The organism is Rhizobium sp. T1470 (assembly GCF_042140505.1).
GTDB lineage: Bacteria > Pseudomonadota > Alphaproteobacteria > Rhizobiales > Rhizobiaceae > Rhizobium > Rhizobium favelukesii.
The window spans coordinates 841,696-862,653 of record NZ_CP148093.1; the positions used below are offsets into that span (position 1 = coordinate 841,696).

Sequence of the window (20,958 nt, forward strand, 5' to 3'; positions counted from 1 at the left end):
TCGAGACGTTTTTTTGTCATCGAGAGGAGACCACCCATGCCAAAATCGACGGAAGTTCTACCGGAATGCACGCAACTGATGGACGCAGGCAAATTGCGCCCGTTCGTAGAGGCGTTCACGAGCCAATTGTTGAACTTGGGACATACCCGCCTGACTGTGTCAGGCTACGAAGCTTCGGTCCGTCATTTTGGACAGTGGCTACAGAGCACGAAGATTGCCATCACTGAGATTGACGACGATGTCGTTCGCCGCTTTGCGCAGCACCGATGCCGTTGCCCTGGCAGCCGGCAAACCGATTTTCTATCGGCCAAATATGTCAATCGTGTACGCCGGTTTGTCGGTTTCCTGGTGGAATACGGGGCGGTGACGCCGCCGACACATGAGCTGCCAGGTGTGGACCATCACGAGGTCCAAATTGCTGCTTTCCAGACTTGGCTGAGACGGCATCGAGGGATATCCGAGCGCACCGTCCATCGCCACGGTCGCATGGTCACGCGTTTGCTTGCCGGCCTCGGTCGTGATCCAAAACTGTACGACGCCCGTCTTGTTCGGCAAGTGGTTCTTGACGAGGCCCAGCGAAGTTCGCGCGCCAACCTCAAAACGATGACGATGGCGTTGCGAGGCTACCTCAAGTATCTGGCTACCCAGAGTTTGTGTCAACCGGGGCTTGATCAGGCAATACCGACGGTCCCGCAATGGCGGTTATCGGCCTTGCCGCTCTACATCTCCACCGCCGACGTTGATCGGGTGGTTGCGTCGTGCGACGTCACGACACCGGTGGGCATGCGCGATCACGCGGTTCTGCTGCTGCTTGCACGTCTCGGCCTGCGCGCCGGCGACGTTTCGAGCATGTGCCTAGAAGACATCGACTGGCGAGAGGGCACTTTATGTGTGCGCGGCAAGGGCCGCCGCGAGATCCGGCTTCCGCTGCCTCAGGACGTCGGTGAAGCGATCATCGACTATTTACGGGAGGCCCGTCCGCCCGCCGCCTACGAGGAGGTCTTCCTGCGGGCTGTCGCGCCGCATCGGCCGTTAGCGAGCGCGACTGTCTCTAGCATCGTCAAGCTTGCGCTTGTTAGGACGGGTATCGATAACGCTCCCTCCCGAGGCGCCAATCTCCTGCGGCACTCCGCGGCGACCAGCATGCTTCGGGCCGGCGCCACGCTGGATATGATCGGGACAGTGCTTCGCCATCGATCGGTCAACACGACTGCCCACTATGCGAAGGTGGACATCAACATGCTGCTCCAGATCGCCCAGCCTTGGCCGGGGAGTGCGTCATGCTGAGCCAGGATCTGTCGCGATATGTGGAACTCCAGCGCACGGTGGGCTTCAAGTTCCGCGTCCAGCACACGCTCTTGAGGAGCTTCGTCACCTTCGCCGAAAGGCATGGCGATCGGCACATTGAAGTCACTCGTGTACTTGAATGGGCGACGCTTGCGCCATCCCCACAGCAGCGCCGCAACCGGCTGGTGACGGTCCGCCGCTTTGCGTTGGTACTAGCAGCCGAGGACCTGCGCCATCAGGTTCCTTCCGCAGAAGCCTTGGGGCGCAACCTGCTCAAGCGGCGGATCCCGCACATCTATACGCCGGATGAGATCAGCGCGTTGTTGCAGGCGGCCGCACGATTGAAGCCGTCAGACACGATCCGGCCGCTGATGTACGAGACCCTGTTCGGATTGCTGGCCACCACCGGAATGCGCATTTCCGAAGCCCTCGCGCTTCGACTTGAGGACGTGACCGCCGATGGGTTGGTTATCCGACAAACCAAGTTCCAGAAGAGCCGCTTACTGCCGCTCCACGACACGACGCGGGACGCCCTGGATAAGTATTTGTTGGCGCGTCGTCGGCTCGGAACCTTGAGCAGCATGCTGTTCGTTTCCGCTATGGGCGCGCCGCCGGCCTACAGTACCGTGATTGCTGTCTTCCTCCGCCTCGCACGATCGCTCGGTTTGCGGGGAGAGCCTGGGCAAACGGGCCCCCGCATTCACGATCTGCGGCACACATTCGCCGTGCGCTCCCTCGAGCAATGCCAGCCCGATCATCATGCCGTTGGCCGCCACATCGTCGCCCTCAGCACCTACCTCGGCCATGCCCACGTCAGTGACACCTACTGGTATCTGCAGGCAACGCCGATCCTGTTGAGGCAGATCGCAGCGGCTGGCGAGGCCTTGCATCAAGGAGCCGTCACATGACCGCGCTGGCTCCGCATCTCACCACCTTTCTACGAGAACATCTGCCGCAAGAGCGGCGGGCGAGCCCACACACCTGCGAGGCTTACGCCTACAGCTTCCAACTGCTGCTCTGCTTCGCCGCTAGCCGATTGAAGACCACCCCGTCCCGCATCGAGATCGAGCAACTCGATCCGCCGCTCCTCCTCGCGTTTTTGGAGCATATTGAGAGGGAGCGCGGCAACTCGGCGCGCACCCGCAACGCCCGTCTTGCTGCCATCAAAGCCTTCTTCCGTTTCCTCGAGTACCGGCTCCCTTCCTGTCTGGATCAGGCGCGCCGGGTTCGGGCGATCCCAATGAAGAAGATCGACGAGGCGCTCGTCAGCCATCTCAGCCTCGACGAGATGCAGGCTTTGCTTGATGCACCGAACCCGCGTCAGGTATCCGGCATTCGCGATCGAGCGATGCTGCATCTGGCCTTCGCTGCCGGGCTGCGCGTCTCCGAGCTCGTCAGCATCCGCCTCGACCAGATTGACCGCCAGACGGTCACCAGCATCCACATCATGGGTAAGGGACGCCGCGAACGTGTGTTGCCCTTGTGGAAAGAGACCACGGCGGCGTTGAAGGCTTGGCTGGCAGTCCGCCCGGCGAGTGGCGACACCGAAACTCTTCCTCAATGCCGTGGGACGCGCGATGACCCGGGCCGGATTCGAATATATCCTTGCCAAGCACGCCGCTACCGCGGCGCAGAAGCTCCCATCTCTCGCCGATAAACGCGTTACCCCACATGTTTTGCGCCATACCTGTGCCATGCACACTCTGAAAGCGACCCGCGATGCGCGCAAGGTGTCACTCTGGCTCGGTCACGCCAGCCTGCAAAGCACGGAAATCTATCTGCGGGCTGATCCAACCGAAAAACTGGAGGCGCTTGCAGCGATGGCGCCGCCGTCGCTCAAGCCGGGTCGCCTTGCTGCTCCCGACAAGCTACTCGCGATGCTGAAGTCCATCGGACGATCGAAAAATTATGTCGAGTAATCCCACTCCCCAACACCGCAGGCGGCAAGTAGTTGTCGCGGCGGACTCCACATAACTGCACGCTTCACATAATTCCTAAAATCGACCGGCTTGGAAGCAATCAGGATCCGCAAATCCGATCTAAGCGCAATCAAGCCGAACCCCGTATCGCGCTGAACACCGTCCGCAACGTATGCTCATCAACACCGCCGTCGATAACGACACAGGCGCGGTTAATCTCAACGCGAACGGTCAACATCTTTCCGAGAGATGGTTGAGGCTGTTCGTCGCCAACCTTCACGACCGGCACGAAACGCATCTCCTGCTCATCCGATGTGCTTTCGCGGGCGCAGCGACGCCAATAGTGCAACAGGCCTTGACTGACGCCGTGTTGACGCGCAACGGCAGAGATATTGGCGCCGGGCACAAAACTCGCCGCTGTGATCTTCGCCTTGTCCTCCGGGCTCCATCGACGGCGGCGATCCTCGCCGATGATGACTTCGACACGACGTGACGTCGATCGAGCCCGCTCTGCATTACCTTGCGCATAGTGCTGATGACTGTCATCAGCACTATGCGGCACAACTTGCTCGTCGCGCTCGATTGGCACCAGATCCATCATTCCCACCTCTCAATCTCGAAAGATCGGGATTATGCGCGAACTGAAATTCAATGAAATGTGGGGCGCTCGCAACGCTTACGTTCAAGGCGGCTGGGACCGAAACTTGAGTAAGAACGTGCCGACTGAAGGCCTTTGAATGGAGCCGAAACCCATACTTCTGAAAAACCTGCAACAATGCGGCTTTGGCTTCTGCTCCATGTGGTAATCTTGTGTCGATCCCAGAAATGCCGATCATTTCATCAGTCACGATATAAATCACGGCCGGGGCAGATTCTTCGGCGCTCGCCTCAGTAATCAAGCCGCGATCAAGAATTGTAGAGCCCAGTAAGGCGGGAGCGCGGGGGACGAAAGCAGCACGGATTCCGGTGTCGATAAACGTGACGATTGACGCGGCATCCTATCGGGAAGCGCCGGTGGGCGCGATGGCGCGCACTTTCGAGGGATCGGCCCGGCCGGCCGAACGGGCGATGCGGCGACGATGAAAGCAGTGTGGTTCTTTCATGACGTATCCCAGTACCGCAAGGGGCCGCTGACGCCGTCGAAGATTTCGATGATGATCATCTGCCCTTGATGACAGGCCGGGCATTGCCTGAGGGAACGCCCGGTGAGCTTCTCGTAGCGGTCGCGATAGTCCTTTGCGGATCGGCTGTCCGACGGCGCGGAAATCGGCATGCCGAGCATCTCACGACAGCAAGCGAGCTTTTGCGCGCGATAGCGATTGCCGAGGAAGCCGTAGTAGCGGATCCGATGGAAGCCCTCGGGCTGGACGTGTAACAGAAAGCGGCGGATAAATTCGTCGGCCGATAGGGTCATGACCTTTTGCCGATCGCCGTGCCGATAATCCTTCCAGCGAAAACGCACCGCGCCATCCTCGATATCGACGAGGCGGTTGTTGGAGATGGCGACGCGGTGCGTGTAGCGGCCGACGTAATCGAGGACCTGTTCGGGCCCGGCGAAGGGCGGCTTGGCAAAGACGACCCACTCGGCCCTTCGAACGGGCGCCAGATAGTGCCGGAAGGCGTTGCGCTCGCTCAAGGCTCGCAAGTCGGAGAAGAACTGCAGCTTGCCGGCGTCGAGGCTTTCCCCAGGTACTCCAGGAACAGGCGTGAGAGAACGCGGACCGGCAGGAAGAAGCCCGGCTTGCAGGCAATCCATCGCGTGCCGTCCGGCGAAAACCCGCCACCCGGGACGACGCAGTGCAGATGGGGGTGGTGCAACAAATTTTGCCCCCAGGTGTGCAGCACGGCGAAGAAACCGATCTCGGCGCCGAGATGCTTGGGGTCGGCAGCGATGGTGCGTAGCGTTTCGGCGGTGGCGCGGAAGAGCAAGCCGTAGACGAGCGCCTTGTTCTGGTACGCGATGGCGGCAATGGTCTTCGGCAGCGTGAAGACGACGTGAAAGTACTGTGTGTCGAGCAGCTCGGCGCGCCGATCCTCGAGCCATTGCGCACGGGCCAGCGATTGGCAGCGGGGACAATGCCTGTCGCGGCAGCTGTTGAAGGCGATGCGCCTGTGTCCGCATTGATCGCACGCTTCGACGTGCCCACCGAGCGCGGCGGTCCGGCACAACTCGATCGCCGTCATGACGCGGCTCTGAGCGGTCGACAGCGATGTGTGCTGGGCACGATAGGCCTCGCCGTAGCGACGGAATATGTCCGCCACTTCCGGCCCCGAACGGACCATCGGGAGCTCAGAAATACTCAGGTTTGGCGGGCGGCGGCAGGGAGGGCGCTGGACGTGGCAAAAGCTCGAAGGGGCTCGCCGTAGCGCAGACCTTGCTGTTGGCGATGCGCAGATAATGGGCGGTGGTCGCGAGACTGCAGTGACCGAGCAGCAATTTGAATAGTGCGCACGTCAGCACCGGCCTCCAGGAGATGGACGGCGAAGGCATGCCGCAAGCTGTGCGGCGTCACCGGTTTGGACAAGCGCGAGAGGTTGTGCGCTTTCGCGCAGGCCTGCCGCCGACATCGGCATAATGTGCACTTCCTGCGCAATACGCTCGACCATCTGCCGCGCATCGCCCATTTTGCTGAACTTGACGCACATAACCCAAATCCGCATCAACGCTCTTCTCAACAAACGAGCGCAGGTCCATCATATCATCGGTCATCGGTGATCTTTCCAAAAGGTTGTGATTGAACAACCCAACCCTACCGGAAAAAGCCGATGGCCACCGCTATCGACCTACACCACCTCTTGGGACCCCATTTGCCACGGTCAGTTCACAACCTATCAGTCGGTCCCACAAAGCGGGAGCAGTCCGGCGATGTATGGCAGGCGTTGCCGGAGGACGCGTGTCAGACCCTCACGGCTCTCATAGTGCGACTACTTGTAAACCACGCAAACGGCGAGAGCGCCTCGCAGCAGTCGGAGGCTGGTTACGATGCATGCGAATCGGGCCACACCACTTGGAACGCAAGACCATCCTGTATGTCCGCCAGTCCTCGGCCCGTCACGCTCTGCACAATTGCGAAAGCAGCGTCTTGCAATATGCGATGCGCGGCCGCCTGACAGCACTTGGATGGTCGCGTATCGACACGGTGGATGACGATCTTGGCCGTTCGCTGGTCAACGGTCTGGAGCCCAGAGCAGGTTGCGCATAGGCGTAGGCCCGATTCCCCGAAGATCCGGGCCATGCACATCAGCCATGATGGCATTTACCAAGCGCTGTAGGGGACGTCGGCACTGCGTTGGGAGTTAGGCGCCAGCTGCGGTCCGGACGCGCTTTGCGCATGCCTCGGCAACGATACGCAGTTAAGTTTGCCAACGCGCGTCAGCCAGCGTTTTCCTCAGCATTAATGTGAAATGGACACGGCAACATCCGGGACATGGATGCCTGCTATCAACAAAATCGATTTCTTCAGTCGCCAGGCAGAGCATAATAGTGGGCATGTGGCATCGTGGCATGCGTCAAAAGGAGCATACAAATAATGAATTTCACTTCCCCGATCAAAATTCCAGGTAGCCCTGAGTTGCTTGATGTCATCGACCTGACTCCCCGCGATGACCTGACTCCCCCGCGATCCTCTGACAGACTCGTAAATTTGGGGCCCGGCGACAACATATTCACGGGGACCAATGGCAATGACCGCATTTTGGCCAACGGCGGCAACGACTGGATCTTCGCTGGGCTAGGCAACGACAGGGTTTTTGGGGGGCCCGGTAACGACACGCTCTATGGCAACTCCTCGTATTCGTCGTCTCGCGGTGTCGGCTCAGAGGGGGATGATGATCTTCTCGATGGCGGCGACGGCGACGATCGCCTTGTCGCCGGTGACGGTATAGATACTCTGACTGGCGGCGCTGATCACGACCGGTTCGTATTCTCGTTCAATGACCCGATGTCCGAACCCTCGTTAGATCGCCTGAAGGTCACCGGTGTTACGGATTTCAACCTGACTGAGGACAAAATCGTACTGGACGCTGTTGACTTCGACTCTTTTGGCCGACCGCCCTCGCAGCAGGGAACCGTTGGGAACTTCATCAACGGCCGGAGCCCTATTTTTTTCACCGATCGAAGCTTCGCATCTGCCTCTGAGGCCGCAAACGCTGCTTCTCACGAAGTTCGCGGCGACATCTTGGTTTACTACAAAACTAATGCATTAGAGGGCGGAGTTGTAGCTCTAGCCTATGTTGACGGTGATAACACCGCGCATGATTTCGGCTATCTGGAAAATAAGACTATGGCTGACTTAGCCTCTATGACCTCGAATAATTTCGAGTACTGCTGACCGGTAGTTCCGCACGGGAGCACCCCAGCGCTTCCCTCTCTCTGAACAGAGGCTCCCCGAGGAGCCTCTGTTCTCATGGCGTCAACGAGGTTCTTCGGCTTTCCAGTCGGTTTCAAGCGTCGCCTCGATCGAGATGAAGAAAGACACTTCAAAGCGATCCTGAGCACAAGTTTATCGTTACTGAAAAGATTACTGGAGGTCTCGCCAATTCGATCCTGCCGAAGACTGTCGCGTTTACGAGCCTACATCAGGACGTCTCCCGCCTTACGCCTGCAGGAATAGGATATTTTTTGTTGCGCAGTAATCTCAATCGGCCACAGGTCTTTTTTGTGGCGGCGCTTTCTTCGATGAAGAAGGCCGTTTCTGGCCTGGCCATGACTAGCGCCGTCGTCAACATGCTTGCTTTGACCGGCTCATTCTTTATGCTTCAAGTTTATGATCGGGTAATTCCGGGCCATAGTCTGCCCACTCTCGTCGGTCTCGGGATCATCGCCGGCACATTATACGCGTTTCAGGGAGTACTCGAACTCATTCGATCTCTGTTGCTACTACGGGTGGGCTTGTCCGTCGATGAGCGGTTTGGAAAATCGGTATACGAATCTCTCGTTCTGCTTCCTTCCCGCGTCCAGACGCCGGGCGATGGACTTCAGTCTGTTCGCGATCTCGACACTGTACGAGGTTTCCTATCCGGGCCAGGCCCAGTAGCGTTGTTTGACATTCCGTGGATGCCGTTCTATCTCGGGCTCTGCTTCCTGTTTCACGTCTGGGTCGGCGTCACCGCCCTGGCGGGAGCCCTCATGCTTGTTGCGCTGACAATTATGGCTGAGCAGAAGTCGCGTCGGCCGGCAAAGGAGGCGGCCCAGCTAGCATCGGAGAGGTTCGCTCTCGCAGAGGCGACGAGGCGAAATTCCGAAGCGGTTCTGGCAATGGGCTTCGGTCATCAGCTTGGTCGGATGTGGAGCGACGTAAATTGCCGGTTCCTTGACAATCATTTGCGCTCGACTTCTTTCACCATTTCTCTGTCAACCCTATCCAAGGTATTGCGCATGATGCTCCAGTCTGCCGTGCTTGCGGTGGGCGCGACTCTAGTCATACGACAGGAAGCGACTGGGGGCGTCATGATTGCCAGCTCCATTCTGTTGAGCCGTGCCTTAGCCCCAGTCGAACTGGCTATTGGCCAGTGGAAGGGATTCGTTAGAGCCAGGGACAGTTGGTCACGCCTCGTCCAACTGTCCCAAATCATGCCGACCGGTCTACCCGAGATCATGCTTCCCCGGCCTGCTGATGTTCTCAAGGTGGAGAATTTACATCTCGCAGCTCCTGGCAGCCAAAACGCGATCGTCCGTGGCATCGCATTTGAGCTTCGTGCTGGAGAGGCACTGGGGGTAATCGGTCCAAGCGCGTCAGGCAAATCCTGTCTTGCTCGGGGACTTGTCGGGCTGTGGCAACCGATCGCGGGCGCAGTGCGCCTGGATGGTGCCGCTGTATCGCAATGGGATCCCCAGTTGCTTGGCGGGCATATCGGCTACTTGTCGCAGGATGTCTCCTTGTTCGGTGGATCAATTGCGCAGAACATCGCGCGCCTTGATCCGGATGCCTCATCCGAAAAAGTCATTGCAGCAGCGAAGGCGGCCGGCGTCTATGACATGGTCGTGCAATTTCATGACGGCTTCGACACAATAATCGGAGAGCGGGGATCAGCCTTATCAGGGGGCCAGCGACAGCGCATCGGCTTGGCTAGGGCGCTTTATGGCGATCCTTTTTTGGTCGTTCTGGATGAACCCAATTCTAATCTTGACGCGGACGGCGAGGCCGCATTGTCCCGCGCGATTCTCGGGATTCGCGCAAGAGGCGGCATCGCGGTCGTTGTCGCGCATCGCCCTAGCGCACTTGCGGCAGTCGACAAGGTACTTGTGTTGGCGAATGGTCGAGCTAAGTCATTCGGCCCGAAAGATGAGGTGCTGAGAAGGACACCGCAGTCAGAACCAGTAGCGTCTGCTCGACTGATGGTGCCAGGCGAGGAGACGGCGCAATGAGCCACGATCAAGCTCCCCTTGCCGAGGGCGCAATCGGGCGCCTCACTTTAATTGCCCTTGCGGCGATTATCCTTCTCGTCGGGGTATTAGGCGGGCTTGCAGCAACCGTTCACCTTCACGGAGCAGTTATCGCTTCGGGGGCGCTCGTCGTCGACAGCTACATCAAACCCGTCCAGCACCAAACAGGCGGTACCGTCGGCAAGGTGTTCATCAAAGATGGAGATCGCGTCCAAGCCGGCCAGATACTTATACATTTGGATGACGCCCGGACGCGTGCCAATCTAGCGATCGTCTCAAAGCGGATTAAGGAGCTTACAGCGCGAATCGCGCGACTGTCGGCCGAAAGGGATTTAAAAGAAGCCATCGAGTTTCCTGAAACGCTCGTCAGGGATCAAGCTAGCGTCGGCGTGGCCACGATCATTGATGGCGAACAGCGACTATTCAATGACCGTCGTTCATCGAAACTCGGGCGAAAGGCGCAACTGACCGAACGAGTACGCCAACTCTCGAAGCAGACACAAGGGCTCGCCGCCCAACAAGATGGAAAACGGAAGGCCGTTGCCATCATAAACGAGGAACTCGCCAATCTTCAACCGCTGCTGAATCAACGCATTATTCCAGCAACCCGCGTCTACGCTTTGCAACGAGATGCGGCCGAGCTCACTGGAGGGCTCGGCAGTTTGGTCGCATCAGCCGCTGAGATAAATGGCAAGATTGCCGAAACCGAACTTCAGATCATTCAGATTGAAGACGATCAGAGAACTGAAGTTTCGGATCAACTACGTCAGGCAGAGAACGAAATGGGCGAATATGCCGAGCGCCTAGTTGCTGCAGAAGATGAGTTAAAGCACATTGATATTCGCGCTCCGCAGAAAGGTGTGGTCCATCAGCTCGCCGTCCATGCGAGCGGCGCGGTCGTCAAGCCTGGTGAGGAGATTATGCAAATCGTTCCAAGTGACGATACTTTAACACCAGAACTCAAACTAGCGCCACAAGATATCGACCAAGTTGTCGTTGGTCAGGATGTCACCCTCCGGTTTTCGGCCTTTAGTCAACGCACAACACCGGAGCTGAATGGGCGAGTGACGAAGATAGCAGCCGACCTAACTACAGACGAAAGAACCGGCCAGAGTTATTACACCCTGCGTATTCTTCTGCCGGAACAAGAGTGGGCGCGTCTCGGACACCTCGTGCCTGTTGCGGGAATGCCCGTAGAAGCCTTCATTCAGACGGGCGAGCGGACTGCGCTTGCGTACCTAACTAAGCCGATAACTGACCAAGTCGCTCGCGCTTTTAAAGAACAGTAGCGTTTCTTCGCATCCGCTGCCGAGCACTCAAATGATCCCGATCAGCTCCGGGGTGCGGGTGTGGATCGCGAGCGGTCACTGCGACATGCGCAAGGGGATGCAGGGGCTCGCACTTCTGGTGCAGGAAGGTCTCGGTCGTGACCCCTTCCAAGGTGACGTTTTTGTCTTCCGCGGGAGAAATGGACGACTGATAAAGGCCCTGTGGCACGATGGGATCGGGCTATCGCTTTATGCAAAGCGCCTGGAGCGGGGCCGTTTCGTTTGGCCCGCGACCGAGGGTGGCGCGATCGCTCTTTCCGCCGGTCAGATGTCCTATCTGCTTGAGGGGGTCGACTGGCGAAACCCGCTGCAGACCTGGCGTCCGACGAGCGCCGGATAGCGCATATTTTGCCGGGATTTGCGGCTCAGAATCCGAAGAAAAGCTATGCAAATCAGGGGTTTTGTGGTCCACTTCGAGCATGGAAACCGGCTCGGAACAGCACCCCGATTACGCCGCTGCCCTTGAGGCAGAGCTGATCGTCGCACGGGCGGAACGAGCCGCCGCGGTGACCGAACTTGCCGTCGCCAAGGCCAAGGAAGCCGATGATCAGGCCATCATTCTTCGGCAGAAAGTCCATATCGAAAAGCTTCAAAGGCAGTTGCGTGGCCGGAAGTCGGAACGAACCTCACGGCTGATTGCGCAGATGGAGCTGATGCTGGAGGACGCCGAGGCTGCCGCCACTGAGGATGAGCTTGCTGCCGAAATGGCCGTCGCCTCGGCGGCTCCAATCGCTGTCGTCGGCTTCACCCGCAAACGGCCCGTCAAGAAGCCGTTTCCCGCTCACTTGCCGCGTGAACGTGTTGTTGTGCCTGGTCCGGTTGCCTGTCACTGCTGTGGCAGTGATCGGTTGCGCAAGCTCGGCGAAGACATCACCGAGACGATGGAGAGCGTTCCGCGCTCCTGGAAGGTTATCCAGACGGTGCGGGAAAAGTTCTCGTGCCGCGACTGCGAGACGATCAGTCAGGCGCCTGCACCTTTCCATGTTATCCCGAGGGGGTGGGCGGGTCCGAGCCTGTTGGCGATGATCCTTTGCGACAAATTCGGCCAGCACATTCCCCTCAATCGTCAGGTCGAACGCTTTGCGTTGGAAGGTGTGCCAATCAGCCTGTCGACCGTGGCTGACGCGATCGGTTCCTGCTGCCATGTTCTTGAGCCACTGCTGAGGCGGATCGAAGCTCATACCTTTGCGGCCGAACGGGTTCATGGCGACGATACGACGGTGCCGGTTCTGGCCGCCGGCAAGACTGCCACGGGCCGCGTTTGGTCGTATGTGCGAGACGATGCTCCGTTCGGCGGATCTGCGCCGCCATCAGCCATGTTCTATTATTCCCGGGATCGAGCCGGCGAACACCCTCAAGCCCACCTGGCCAATTATAGCGGCATCCTTCAGGCCGATGCCTATACCGGCTATACCCAGCTCTATCTTCCTGATCGAAGTCCGGGTCCGATTTATGAGGCAGCGTGCCGAGTAGGCGGGGTCGTTACCGAGCCCCGGTCACCGGAGGCAGTCACCCGCCCCCGGTTCCCACAGAACGTAGCGTGCGGATTTCCCGCACTACGCTCTTCGGCAGCTTCACAGCACCGCGAGTGCTTGCAGCTTCCCGTAAGGAAGCCGCAGCTTGGGTCGCAGCAGCGGGTTCCGTTCTTTGATCTGGTTGAAAGTGTCCCATGTGAGGCGGCCACCATCTCGGCTGCGGCTGCGTAACATTCGGCACCAGTACCGTTCCGTGGCCCGATACACCTTGAGCAGCGACCGAAGGTTTCCGGCGATGCCATAATAGGCGTAGTGGCCACGAAGAGCAGCGTTGATTTCGCTGACCTGGTCCCTGATGACGTAATGTCGAACTTGCCGCATCAGCTCCTGCAGAGACGAGAGACTACGTCGAAGCCGAGACTTCTCCGTGCGCATCCCGACCTTGAAGTTACCCTTTTGGTTCCGCGAGCAGTACAGCGTCATGCCCAGAAAGTAGATCGTCTCCGGGCGATTTCTGCCGCGTTTGCTCGCATCTCTCTGAGCAAACCGACCAAACTCGACCAACTTGGTCTTGCTCGGCTCAAGAGTGAGGCCAAACTTCCCCAAACGATGACGGAGAGCGTCCTCGACGCGGAGCGCATCCGATTGATGTTGGAAACAGATCACGAAGTCGTCGATATAACGCACCAGCCGGGCTTCGCCCTTGAGCTGGACCTTCACCACGCGCTCGAACCAGAGGTCGAGCACATAATGGAGATAAACGTTGCTCAGCAAAACGCTGATCGACCCTCCTTGAGGAGTTCCTTCATCACTCGGGTGGACAGCCCCGTCCTCAAGGACGCCTGCTTTCAGCCAGCGCCTGATCAAGCTGATCACGCGCGGATCCCCGACTCGATGCTCGACAAACCGGAGCAGCCACTCATGCGACAGACTCCCAAAATAGTCCTTCAAGTCCGCCTCCAGCACCCAGCTCGTCCGGCCGCCGCAGATTGCCTCGTTGAGGGTCGACAGGGCATGATGAGCGCTAAGATGCGGCCTGCCGCCGAACGAGCAGGGCAAGAAGTCCTGCTCGTAGATCGCCGACAGCACCGCAGCTGTGCTGCGCTGAAGCGCCCGGTCCGAAACAGTTGGCACCCCGAGCGGGCGCTTCTCCGTCTTGCCGGGCTTGGGGATGTAAACGCGCCGCACTGCCGGCGCGCAATATCCCTGGCGGTGAATGGATTGGAGCATCGGCTCTATCCATTCTCCAAAGTGCAGATTCCGAGGCAATCCGCCCCCGCATTCCGAAATAATGCCGCCCTCTGATTGGGGTGTTTGTCGGGGTGTTCTGCTGGTGAGACGTTCGTCCTTTCAGTTGCCTGAGAGGAAGGAACGCGATGCCAGCGGAGAGACTAAAGATGCGGCGTGTCCGCGAGATACTGAGATACAGATTTGAGGAAGGCCTTGGCCACAAGTCGATTGCGGTGCGCGTTGGTGCGGCGCCGTCGACGGTGCGTGAGACGCTGCGCCGTGTGGACATTGCTGGGCTTTCCTGGCCGTTGGGCGAGGACGTCAGCGATGCGATGTTGGAAGCGGCTCTCTACAAGGCTGCCGGCACGAAGACCGGTCATCGCCGCAGCGCTGAGCCGGATTGGGCTCTTGTTCACCGGGAACTGAAGCGCAAGCATGTGACGCTGCAGATCCTCTGGGACGAGTATATCGGCCTTCATCCCGAGGGATATCGCTACAGCCGTTACTGTGATTTGTATCGCGGCTGGGCGCTGAAGCTGCCGGTGACAATGCGCCAAAACCATGCGGCCGGCGAAAAGCTGTTCGTCGATTATGCCGGCGACACGGTCACGGTGGTCGTCGACAGATTGTCGGGAAAGACGCGGCAAGCCCACCTGTTCGTCGCAGTGCTCGGCGCATCGAGCCCTTCATTTGCACATGCTCGCTGGAGCGAAACGTTGCCCGACTGGATCGAATGTCACCTGCTTGCGCTTGAGGCGTTCGGTGGCGCACCGGCGTTGCTGGTTCCCGATTACGTGCCCGGGCACGTAATCGTAGTTTTGTGTCCCGAACGGTTATGTGCCCCGGCGGGCGTAAGTTTCTGTGATCAAACGACCGGATTGTCTGTGGCGGCACATCTCTGGCGAACAACGAGCGCACCCTCCCATTCCCCTTAATTCAGAATGGAGGTTGTCATGTTGGAACGCTTTTTCGTCAAACCACAAACTATCGATCGGATTATGGATTGCTGGCTAGGGCCGCAGATCGAGCAGTACGTGAAGGCTTTGTGCGAACGTGCCTATACGCCTCGAAGCATCTATCGCCGCGTTCCCGTCCTGGTGAAGTTCGCTGTTGGCTCAGCTGATTTGCTCCCAGAAATTGTCGGGGCGGAGCAAATCAGATGAGGTACATCAGCGTGACGACCAACAAAGAATTGATTGCAGCTTTAGCAAAGCGCTACCTCTCCGATTCTTCCGGAACACTTAGTATTTCGCCGAAGCCGCGGTCTCGTTTCCGCTACTGCACACCTGGTCGCCGGCCGTCGAGGCAGTTCTACCTTCCGCGGTCTTTGGCGGTCATGATCATGATGCGATGGCTGAGGCCGTTGGCCCTGATCGCCGTCGCGCGCTGGGCCATGCCCCCTACTCCATCATGCCCGCAGACAGGTCTTAGCAGAACAAGAAAACCCTCGTCAATCTGCTGCCCCCAACCGTCGGCAGCAACAAAACGATGCGAATAGGCTAACGATCTGCCAGCTGATGTGGAGCCTGTCTGGGGCTGCGGCGACCTCAATCATATGCAAGGTTCTGTGATCAAAGCACCCTAGCAGAGATGGAGTTCACCGTTAAGCATTCCGGCCTTGCTCAACTACTGTTGAACATCCGCTGACATGACCTGCAAATTATTCAGGCTACATAGAATATCTGGAAACTTACTCATTACATACCGGAACAAAGCGTCAGTGACCTGAATGCAGACATCGTATCTTTTTTCCGATATAAGCTTTGTTGCCTTATTCATAAAATTGTACTTGTATTCTATGATTCCGGCGTTTTCTAAATAATGGTTGCGATATATCCATATTCTGTCCCACGCTCCACGAACAAACTCCTGTTCTGAATCAGAAAATATTGCAGAAGCCAACGAATCCTGCCAGCGCTTATATTTCTCCACGCTGTCTACTACCGTTCGATCGCTTGTTTCAACGTTTAGTTCTATAGTGTCGCCCTTGTCTTTCAACCTACCGATTGCATACGTATAATGTGATCGCAACTGATCCAAATGAAACAACGCGGTCGAGCTACTAATTTTCTCTACGAAGAACCCTCGGTTGCGCTCCCACCGAAGGAGGCCGCGTTCACTGAGCCTGAGCATGGCCTCCCTTATGGGGGCAACGCTTACGACGTGTTCTTCGGATAACTGCTTGGGATGAAAAAGATGCATTGGTCGATATCTCCCTGAAATTATATCGCTCCGGAGCATTTCGAATGTTTCAACACTGGTCGTCATCGCAAGCCTCCACTTACATAATAGAGGCAGCGATATAGGCATAGTGCCGTGCGCGGAAGCCAACTCAAGTTGTTATTTTCAGATTATAACGCCATTGGTTTTAAAATTAATCCAACCATGTCGAGCTTTTTTCTTCGTTAGGTTGTAGCGCACAGCGAAAGGAAATGGCTATGGGAAGGCCTCGAAACAATGAAGATGAAACAGCCGGAGCAATCCGTGGTCCTTGACCTCGTCGATGCGACGGAAAACGCCAAGGGGCTACGGTTAAGCAGGAGCCGATCCCGTCCGACTATCCGTTGGGGATTTGGCGATGAACGACGCGATGCCAGCCGCCCACAGGCCGCGCCGTGGGTAGCTGAAATCAAGCAAACGAAGCTGATAGATCGTCGAAGACGAATCGAAAGCGCGGCATAACGCGTTGAACGGAAGACCGACTCGGCGGCGGCGACTTAACCGACTGAAATGATGACATAACTTGTTACTATGCTTTGTGCGGCTTGCTGCACCTGCTGACGATTTTCGCAAGGGCGGCTTCCGGCTAAGAAATATCGCCCCGCCATCAGAGCAAGGCTGCAACGTTAAAATTCTGAGGGCGCTGCAAGCCGGGGTGTCGTGAGTCCCTGCTGTACCTGTGCAGGCTTTTCAGATGATTCATGCGCACGAATTCGAACGTTCTTTTGATGGCGATGAACCGCGAAGCTTTGGTGGCCTTCCCTCGAAGCCGGCGTCGGTGACATCAAGTCAACCAAACTTTCCTGGCGTGCAGAGGAAGGCCAGGCAATTGCACGTCGAGCACTTTCCTGCGCCCGCGCATGAGCGCGCTTTGGTTCAATTCAACGTAAGCGCGCTTTTCAGTGCACGTCGTAAATCGCTTTGAAGGGCGTCGGCTTATGCTGGCTGGCTTTTGAAGTTGAAGGGCAGCAGGTCGTCGATATCAGCATCGTCGGGGCGCTGCGGCAGTTCGGTGAGAACGTGCTTCAACCATGCGAATGGCTCGACGCCAAAGGCCCGGCAGGTCAGCATTAAGCTGTAGATGACGGCACTGGCTTTGGCCCCCTGGACTGTATCGCTAAAGAGCCAACTCTTTCTTCCAGTGGCAAAAATTCTGATGTCACGCTCCAGCAAATTGTTGTCGATCGGCATCCTGCCGTCGCCGGTATAGCGCGTCAGGTACTCCCATTGATTGAGCGCATAGGAAACGGCATCGCCAAGCTTGGTGTCGGGCACGACCTTTGGCGCGATTTTGTCGAGCCATTCCTTGAGGGCGGCAAGGACCGGGACGCTGTGTTTCTGGCGAAAGCGGCGCATATAATGATCTCGCGTTTCGTTTCGCCGTCGTCGGGCTTTTCGTCCCGCACCTGCCTTTCAATCCGGTAGAGCTGGTCGAAGAACTTGATGGCCTGTGCCGGCGGCCCACCGGGTTTCTTGCGCGCTTTGAGAGCATCGACAAACTTCCGCCTGGCATGGGCCATGCACCCGACATGCGTGGCGCCTTTCAACGTGCGCCAGGCCTGATAGCCATCGCTCATCAAGATACCGCGGTAGTCGCCAAGAAAGGCCTGCGGGTGTTCCTGCCCGCGGCCGGGCTGATAATCGAACAGCACGATCGGTTGCCGGCTGTCATCGCCGCTACGGTAGCCCCACATGTAAGAGATGCTGGTGGGATCCTTGCCCTCTTCCTTCAGCACCTGAACTGTCGTCTCGTCACCATGGACCGGGTACGGCGGCGATTGCAGAAGGCAAACACCGCCCGCTCGAACGGATTGAGGCCCATAGACTGCTCGACCAGGATCGCAAGGCTGTTGATCCCGGCCCGGAAGTCGATCGGCTCCCGGTGAAGATAGACGCGCAGATCGTCAGCCAGCCGGAACATCGCAACGCCCCAACGCTTCGATCATTGCCGACAGAACCTGAGCATCCGCATCTTCAAGCTCAAGCTGAACGCCGTTCGGTAGCGTCGCCTTCAAACGTACGCGTGGTGATGTCGGTCGAGCCGACGGGGCCGGTGATCGGACAACCGAGGCTGCCGCAACCACCGGAACAAAGGCCGGCGGCGCGCTGTTTGCCATACTTGTCAACTTTCTCGCCGCGGGCCGCTCCCGGCGAAGCTTGACCCAGTTGCGCAACTGATTGGCATTGATCCCGTGGGCGAGCGCCAGGCCTGCTATCGATATCCCCGGCTCAAGGGCCGCATCGATCAAACGCTCCTTCTCAACAGGATCAAACCGCCGCTTTCCGTTGCGAAGAATCTTCGTCACCCGAAGCGACCTCAATGGGCCCACGCCAGTCAATGTCATTATGTCCACAGTCTCCGTTGTGGACACAGAATCAATCAGGACGCTCCAATTGAACAGGTGCAGGGATTTGCGCGCTTACAATTCAACGACACATCGTGGAGCATGATTTCATCAAGGGTGCCGCCCTTGAGATTCTAGGCCGGTATTGCCTTTTATGCTCTCGGCGATGCACTCGCTCAACAGAGCCATCGATGGCATCAGCCTCGCTGAGCCGGCTTCTGGCCAAGGGCCCGCGGAGCTCAACAAAAGCACCTCATGGGCCACCTCAGCTAATGGTGAATTCTCACGCGTTGTGATCGCAAGTGTGTAGGCTCCTCTGCCACTGATTCGCGAAAACCCGAGAATCCGAGTGTACGGCAAAATCTTACGATCGAAGCGTCTCTGTTGGTTTCCACGCGGAACTGAGCCGGTTTTTCCACCAAGAAGTGAGCCACCTCTAAGTATGGTTTTCTGATCAGGATTTGGTCAAGGGATTGGCTTTTTCTCCTTTCTTCTGTGCTGCGGCAGCCGAGCTGGCTTTGAAGCGGAAGCTGTCGTTACCGGTTTCCAGGATATGGCAACGGTGGGTCAAACGATCGAGCAGAGCGGTCGTCATCTTGGCGTCGCCGAAGACGGTTGCCCACTCGCTGAAGCTGAGGTTGGTGGTAATCACGACGCTGGTCCGCTCGTAGAGCTTGCTTAACAGGTGGAAGAGTAGTGCTCCGCCTGAGGCGCTGAACGGCAGGTATCCCAACTCGTCCAGGATGAGCAGATCGAGGCGGACCAAGGTCTCCGCGATCTGGCCCGCCTTGCCTTTAGCCTTCTCCTGCTCGAGAGCATTGACCAGTTCGATGGTCGAGAAGAAGCGGACCTTTCGGCGATGATGCTCGATGGCTTGGATTCCAAGAGCGGTCGCGACATGCGTTTTTCCAGTGCCAGGGCCACCGATAAGGACAACGTTCTGCGCCCCATCCATGAACTCGCATCGGTGCAGTTGGCGCACGGTGGCCTCGTTGATCTCGCTGGCGGCGAAGTCGTATCCGGAGATGTCTTTGTAGGCTGGGAAGCGAGCAGCCTTCATGTGATAGGCAATCGAGCGGACCTCACGCTCGGCCATCTCGGCTTTCAGCAACTGGGACAAGATTGGCACGGCCGCATCGAAGGCGGGAGCACCTTGCTCGATCAGGTCCGTGACGGCCTGGGCCATGCCATACATCTTCAGGCTACGCAGCATGATGACGACGGCAGCACTTGCGGGGTCATGACGCATGACGACCTCCTACGATCCGGACCCGCAAGCCATCGTAGCGTTCTACATTGGCCTTGGGTTCGCGCAGCAGGGTCAGTGCCTGTGGCGTATCGATGTCGGGACCGTCGGTCGTCTTGCCATCAATCAGCCGATGCAGCAGGTTCAACACATGCGTTTTGGTCGCCACGCCTTGATCCAGAGCCAGTTCCACGGCCCTGACGACGACCTGTTCGTCGTGATGAAGCACCAGAGCGAGGATGTCGGCCATCTCACGATCACCGCCGGGGCGGCGAAGCATCTGATCTTGCAACTGTCTGAAGGCCAGCGGCAATTCCAGGAAGGGCGCACCATTGCGCAAGGCACCGGGTTTGCGCTGGATGACGGCAAGGTAATGTCGCCAGTCGTAAATCGTTCGTGGCGGCTTATCGTGGCTCCGCTCAATGACCCGCTCATGCTCGCATAGGATATTGCCCTCGGCCGCAACGACCAGTCTCTCGGGATAAATGCGCAGGCTGACAGGCCGGTTCGCAAACGATGCTGGCACACTGTAACGATTGCGCTCGAAGGTGATCAGGCATGTCGGTGAGACGCGCTTGCTCTGCTCAACGAAGCCGTCAAATGCGGGTGGCAGTGCCATTAATGCTGCCCGCTCATCAGCCCAAACATCTGCGATTGTGCCGGGCAAGGTGCCATGCGCCGTCTCCCGCCACAGGTCCTGGCAATGCTGTTCCAGCCAAGCATTCAATACCGCCAAATCCGGGAAGTCAGGCATCTGTTGCCACAGTCGTGGGCGAGCATCCTGGACGTTCTTCTCGACCTGCCCCTTCTCCCAGCCGGCAGAGGGATTGCAGAACTCTGGCGCAAAGACGTAGTGGTTCGTCATCGCGAGGAAACGGATGTTGACCTGCCGCTCTTTGCCGCGACCGACACGATCGACCGCCGTCTTCATGTTATCGTAGATGCCGCGACCAGGTACGCCGCCGAACACACGGAAGCCGTGCCAGTGGGCGTCGAAGAGCATCTCGTGCGTTTGCAGCAGGTAGGCCCTGACCAGAAAGGCCCGACTGTGCGACAACTTGATATGTGCGACCTGAAGCTTCGTGCGCTCGCCGCCGATCACGGCATAGTCCTCACTCCAATCGAACTGGAATGCCTCGCCTGGGCGGAAAGACAGCGGAACGAATATGCCGCGGCCCGCTGTCAGCTGCTCAGCCCGCCAGTCGCGGGCGAACGCGGCGACCCGACCATAGGAGCCGGTAAAGCCGAGAACCACCAGATCCGCATGAAGCTGCTTCAGCGTTCGGCGCTGCTTGCGCGACCTCCCGGCCTCGGTCTTCAGCCAGCCAGCAAGTTTGTCGGCAAAAGGATCGAGCTTGCTCGGACGTTCCGGTACCGTGAACGTCGGCTCGATCGTACCAGCGCTCAAATACTTCGCGATCGTGTTGCGTGACAGCCCAGTGCGCCGGCTGATCTCGCGGATCGACTGCTTCTCGCGCAGCGCCATCCGACGGATGATGTTTAAAAGTCCCATGTGGATCACT

14 protein-coding genes and 8 pseudogenes are annotated in these 20,958 nt (G+C 58.1%); 11 read left to right on the top strand and 11 right to left on the bottom strand.

Annotated elements, in window-relative coordinates; genetic code table 11:
* The first annotated feature begins 36 nt into the window (after window positions 1–36).
* From WGT02_RS33895 to WGT02_RS33905, 3 genes and pseudogenes are all read left to right on the top strand, one after another.
* On the top strand, window positions 37–1,287 hold the full coding sequence (locus WGT02_RS33895; protein WP_208246342.1) for a tyrosine-type recombinase/integrase: 1,251 nt from the start codon (window positions 37–39) through the stop codon (window positions 1,285–1,287).
* Window positions 1,281–2,195, top strand: a complete 915-nt coding sequence (locus WGT02_RS33900) for a tyrosine-type recombinase/integrase (protein WP_208246343.1) — start codon at window positions 1,281–1,283, stop codon at window positions 2,193–2,195. The genes WGT02_RS33895 and WGT02_RS33900 overlap by 7 nt, the downstream gene beginning before the upstream one ends.
* A pseudogene (locus WGT02_RS33905) lies at window positions 2,192–3,206 on the top strand (tyrosine-type recombinase/integrase). The gene WGT02_RS33900 and the pseudogene WGT02_RS33905 overlap by 4 nt, the downstream one beginning before the upstream one ends.
* Before the next feature lie 130 nt (window positions 3,207–3,336).
* On the opposite strand, the gene WGT02_RS33910 reads toward WGT02_RS33905, so the two are convergent.
* The 4 genes and pseudogenes from WGT02_RS33910 to WGT02_RS33925 form a co-directional block, all read right to left on the bottom strand.
* On the bottom strand, window positions 3,337–3,807 hold the full coding sequence (locus tag WGT02_RS33910; RefSeq protein ID WP_208246345.1) for a transposase: 471 nt from the start codon (window positions 3,805–3,807) through the stop codon (window positions 3,337–3,339).
* Between the two features lie 76 nt (window positions 3,808–3,883).
* Window positions 3,884–4,144 (bottom strand): annotated as a pseudogene (locus tag WGT02_RS33915) (nodulation protein NoeB); the annotation flags it as partial.
* Between the two features lie 161 nt (window positions 4,145–4,305).
* A pseudogene (locus tag WGT02_RS33920) lies at window positions 4,306–5,489 on the bottom strand (IS91 family transposase).
* Between the two features lie 7 nt (window positions 5,490–5,496).
* Window positions 5,497–5,764, bottom strand: a pseudogene (locus tag WGT02_RS33925) (tyrosine-type recombinase/integrase); the annotation flags it as partial.
* Between the two features lie 429 nt (window positions 5,765–6,193).
* On the opposite strand from WGT02_RS33925, the pseudogene WGT02_RS33930 reads away from it, so the two are divergent.
* The 6 genes and pseudogenes from WGT02_RS33930 to WGT02_RS33955 form a co-directional block, all read left to right on the top strand.
* Window positions 6,194–6,400, top strand: a pseudogene (locus WGT02_RS33930) (ATP-binding protein); the annotation flags it as partial.
* A 336-nt stretch (window positions 6,401–6,736) separates the two neighbouring features.
* Window positions 6,737–7,537: a calcium-binding protein gene (locus tag WGT02_RS33935; protein ID WP_208246350.1), complete on the top strand. Its 801-nt coding sequence runs from the start codon at window positions 6,737–6,739 to the stop codon at window positions 7,535–7,537.
* Window positions 7,538–7,884: 347 nt separating this feature from the next.
* Window positions 7,885–9,573, top strand: a complete 1,689-nt coding sequence (locus tag WGT02_RS33940) for a type I secretion system permease/ATPase (RefSeq protein WP_208245904.1) — start codon at window positions 7,885–7,887, stop codon at window positions 9,571–9,573.
* The gene (locus WGT02_RS33945) at window positions 9,570–10,880 is read left to right on the top strand and encodes an HlyD family type I secretion periplasmic adaptor subunit (RefSeq protein WP_208246352.1); all 1,311 of its coding nucleotides are present in this window, start codon (window positions 9,570–9,572) and stop codon (window positions 10,878–10,880) included. The genes WGT02_RS33940 and WGT02_RS33945 overlap by 4 nt, the downstream gene beginning before the upstream one ends.
* Before the next feature lie 31 nt (window positions 10,881–10,911).
* On the top strand, window positions 10,912–11,259 hold the full coding sequence (gene tnpB / locus WGT02_RS33950; protein WP_208246354.1) for an IS66 family insertion sequence element accessory protein TnpB: 348 nt from the start codon (window positions 10,912–10,914) through the stop codon (window positions 11,257–11,259).
* A gap of 79 nt (window positions 11,260–11,338) precedes the next feature.
* Window positions 11,339–12,385: pseudogene (locus tag WGT02_RS33955) on the top strand (IS66 family transposase); the annotation flags it as partial.
* Window positions 12,386–12,493: 108 nt separating this feature from the next.
* Here the strand turns inward: WGT02_RS33955 and WGT02_RS33960 are convergent.
* Window positions 12,494–13,624 carry a reverse transcriptase domain-containing protein gene (locus WGT02_RS33960; protein WP_208246356.1) on the bottom strand — a complete coding sequence of 377 codons (1,131 nt, stop codon included), beginning with the start codon at window positions 13,622–13,624 and terminating at the stop codon, window positions 12,494–12,496.
* Between the two features lie 167 nt (window positions 13,625–13,791).
* On the opposite strand from WGT02_RS33960, the pseudogene WGT02_RS33965 reads away from it, so the two are divergent.
* Together WGT02_RS33965 and WGT02_RS33970 are read left to right on the top strand one after the other, a co-directional pair.
* Window positions 13,792–14,415 (top strand): annotated as a pseudogene (locus WGT02_RS33965) (IS21 family transposase); the annotation flags it as partial.
* A 162-nt stretch (window positions 14,416–14,577) separates the two neighbouring features.
* Entirely contained in the window at window positions 14,578–14,787 is a 210-nt protein-coding gene (locus WGT02_RS33970; RefSeq protein WP_225040338.1) for a hypothetical protein, read from the top strand.
* A 463-nt stretch (window positions 14,788–15,250) separates the two neighbouring features.
* Here WGT02_RS33970 and WGT02_RS33975 read toward each other — a convergent pair whose 3' ends face one another.
* The 6 genes and pseudogenes from WGT02_RS33975 to istA form a co-directional block, all read right to left on the bottom strand.
* Window positions 15,251–15,892, bottom strand: a complete 642-nt coding sequence (locus WGT02_RS33975; RefSeq protein WP_176703676.1) for a GntR family transcriptional regulator — start codon at window positions 15,890–15,892, stop codon at window positions 15,251–15,253.
* Window positions 15,893–16,780: 888 nt separating this feature from the next.
* Window positions 16,781–17,607 (bottom strand): annotated as a pseudogene (locus WGT02_RS33980) (IS66 family transposase); the annotation flags it as partial.
* On the bottom strand, window positions 17,574–17,765 hold the full coding sequence (gene tnpB / locus WGT02_RS33985; protein WP_208246234.1) for an IS66 family insertion sequence element accessory protein TnpB: 192 nt from the start codon (window positions 17,763–17,765) through the stop codon (window positions 17,574–17,576). The gene tnpB (WGT02_RS33985) and the pseudogene WGT02_RS33980, both read right to left, overlap by 34 nt.
* Window positions 17,749–18,150, bottom strand: a complete 402-nt coding sequence (locus WGT02_RS33990; RefSeq protein ID WP_318246585.1) for a transposase — start codon at window positions 18,148–18,150, stop codon at window positions 17,749–17,751. The genes tnpB (WGT02_RS33985) and WGT02_RS33990 overlap by 17 nt, the downstream gene beginning before the upstream one ends.
* A 493-nt stretch (window positions 18,151–18,643) precedes the next feature.
* Window positions 18,644–19,438: an IS21-like element helper ATPase IstB gene (gene istB / locus WGT02_RS33995; RefSeq protein WP_208245060.1), complete on the bottom strand. Its 795-nt coding sequence runs from the start codon at window positions 19,436–19,438 to the stop codon at window positions 18,644–18,646.
* Window positions 19,428–20,948 carry an IS21 family transposase gene (gene istA, locus WGT02_RS34000; RefSeq protein WP_208180357.1) on the bottom strand — a complete coding sequence of 507 codons (1,521 nt, stop codon included), beginning with the start codon at window positions 20,946–20,948 and terminating at the stop codon, window positions 19,428–19,430. Before istA ends, istB begins: the two co-directional genes overlap by 11 nt.
* Window positions 20,949–20,958 lie beyond the last annotated feature (10 nt).

Coding starts and splice junctions, on each gene's coding strand:
- WGT02_RS33975 (WP_176703676.1), bottom strand. CDS start 15,892: ATGACGACCAGTGTTGAAACATTCGAAATGCTCCGGAGCGATATAATT.
- WGT02_RS33900 (WP_208246343.1), top strand. CDS start 1,281: ATGCTGAGCCAGGATCTGTCGCGATATGTGGAACTCCAGCGCACGGTG.
- WGT02_RS33940 (WP_208245904.1), top strand. CDS start 7,885: ATGAAGAAGGCCGTTTCTGGCCTGGCCATGACTAGCGCCGTCGTCAAC.
- WGT02_RS33960 (WP_208246356.1), bottom strand. CDS start 13,624: ATGCTCCAATCCATTCACCGCCAGGGATATTGCGCGCCGGCAGTGCGG.
- tnpB (WP_208246234.1), bottom strand. CDS start 17,765: ATGTTCCGGCTGGCTGACGATCTGCGCGTCTATCTTCACCGGGAGCCG.
- WGT02_RS33970 (WP_225040338.1), top strand. CDS start 14,578: ATGTTGGAACGCTTTTTCGTCAAACCACAAACTATCGATCGGATTATG.
- WGT02_RS33935 (WP_208246350.1), top strand. CDS start 6,737: ATGAATTTCACTTCCCCGATCAAAATTCCAGGTAGCCCTGAGTTGCTT.
- WGT02_RS33910 (WP_208246345.1), bottom strand. CDS start 3,807: ATGATGGATCTGGTGCCAATCGAGCGCGACGAGCAAGTTGTGCCGCAT.
- istA (WP_208180357.1), bottom strand. CDS start 20,948: ATGGGACTTTTAAACATCATCCGTCGGATGGCGCTGCGCGAGAAGCAG.
- WGT02_RS33945 (WP_208246352.1), top strand. CDS start 9,570: ATGAGCCACGATCAAGCTCCCCTTGCCGAGGGCGCAATCGGGCGCCTC.
- istB (WP_208245060.1), bottom strand. CDS start 19,438: ATGCGTCATGACCCCGCAAGTGCTGCCGTCGTCATCATGCTGCGTAGC.
- WGT02_RS33895 (WP_208246342.1), top strand. CDS start 37: ATGCCAAAATCGACGGAAGTTCTACCGGAATGCACGCAACTGATGGAC.
- tnpB (WP_208246354.1), top strand. CDS start 10,912: ATGATCCCGATCAGCTCCGGGGTGCGGGTGTGGATCGCGAGCGGTCAC.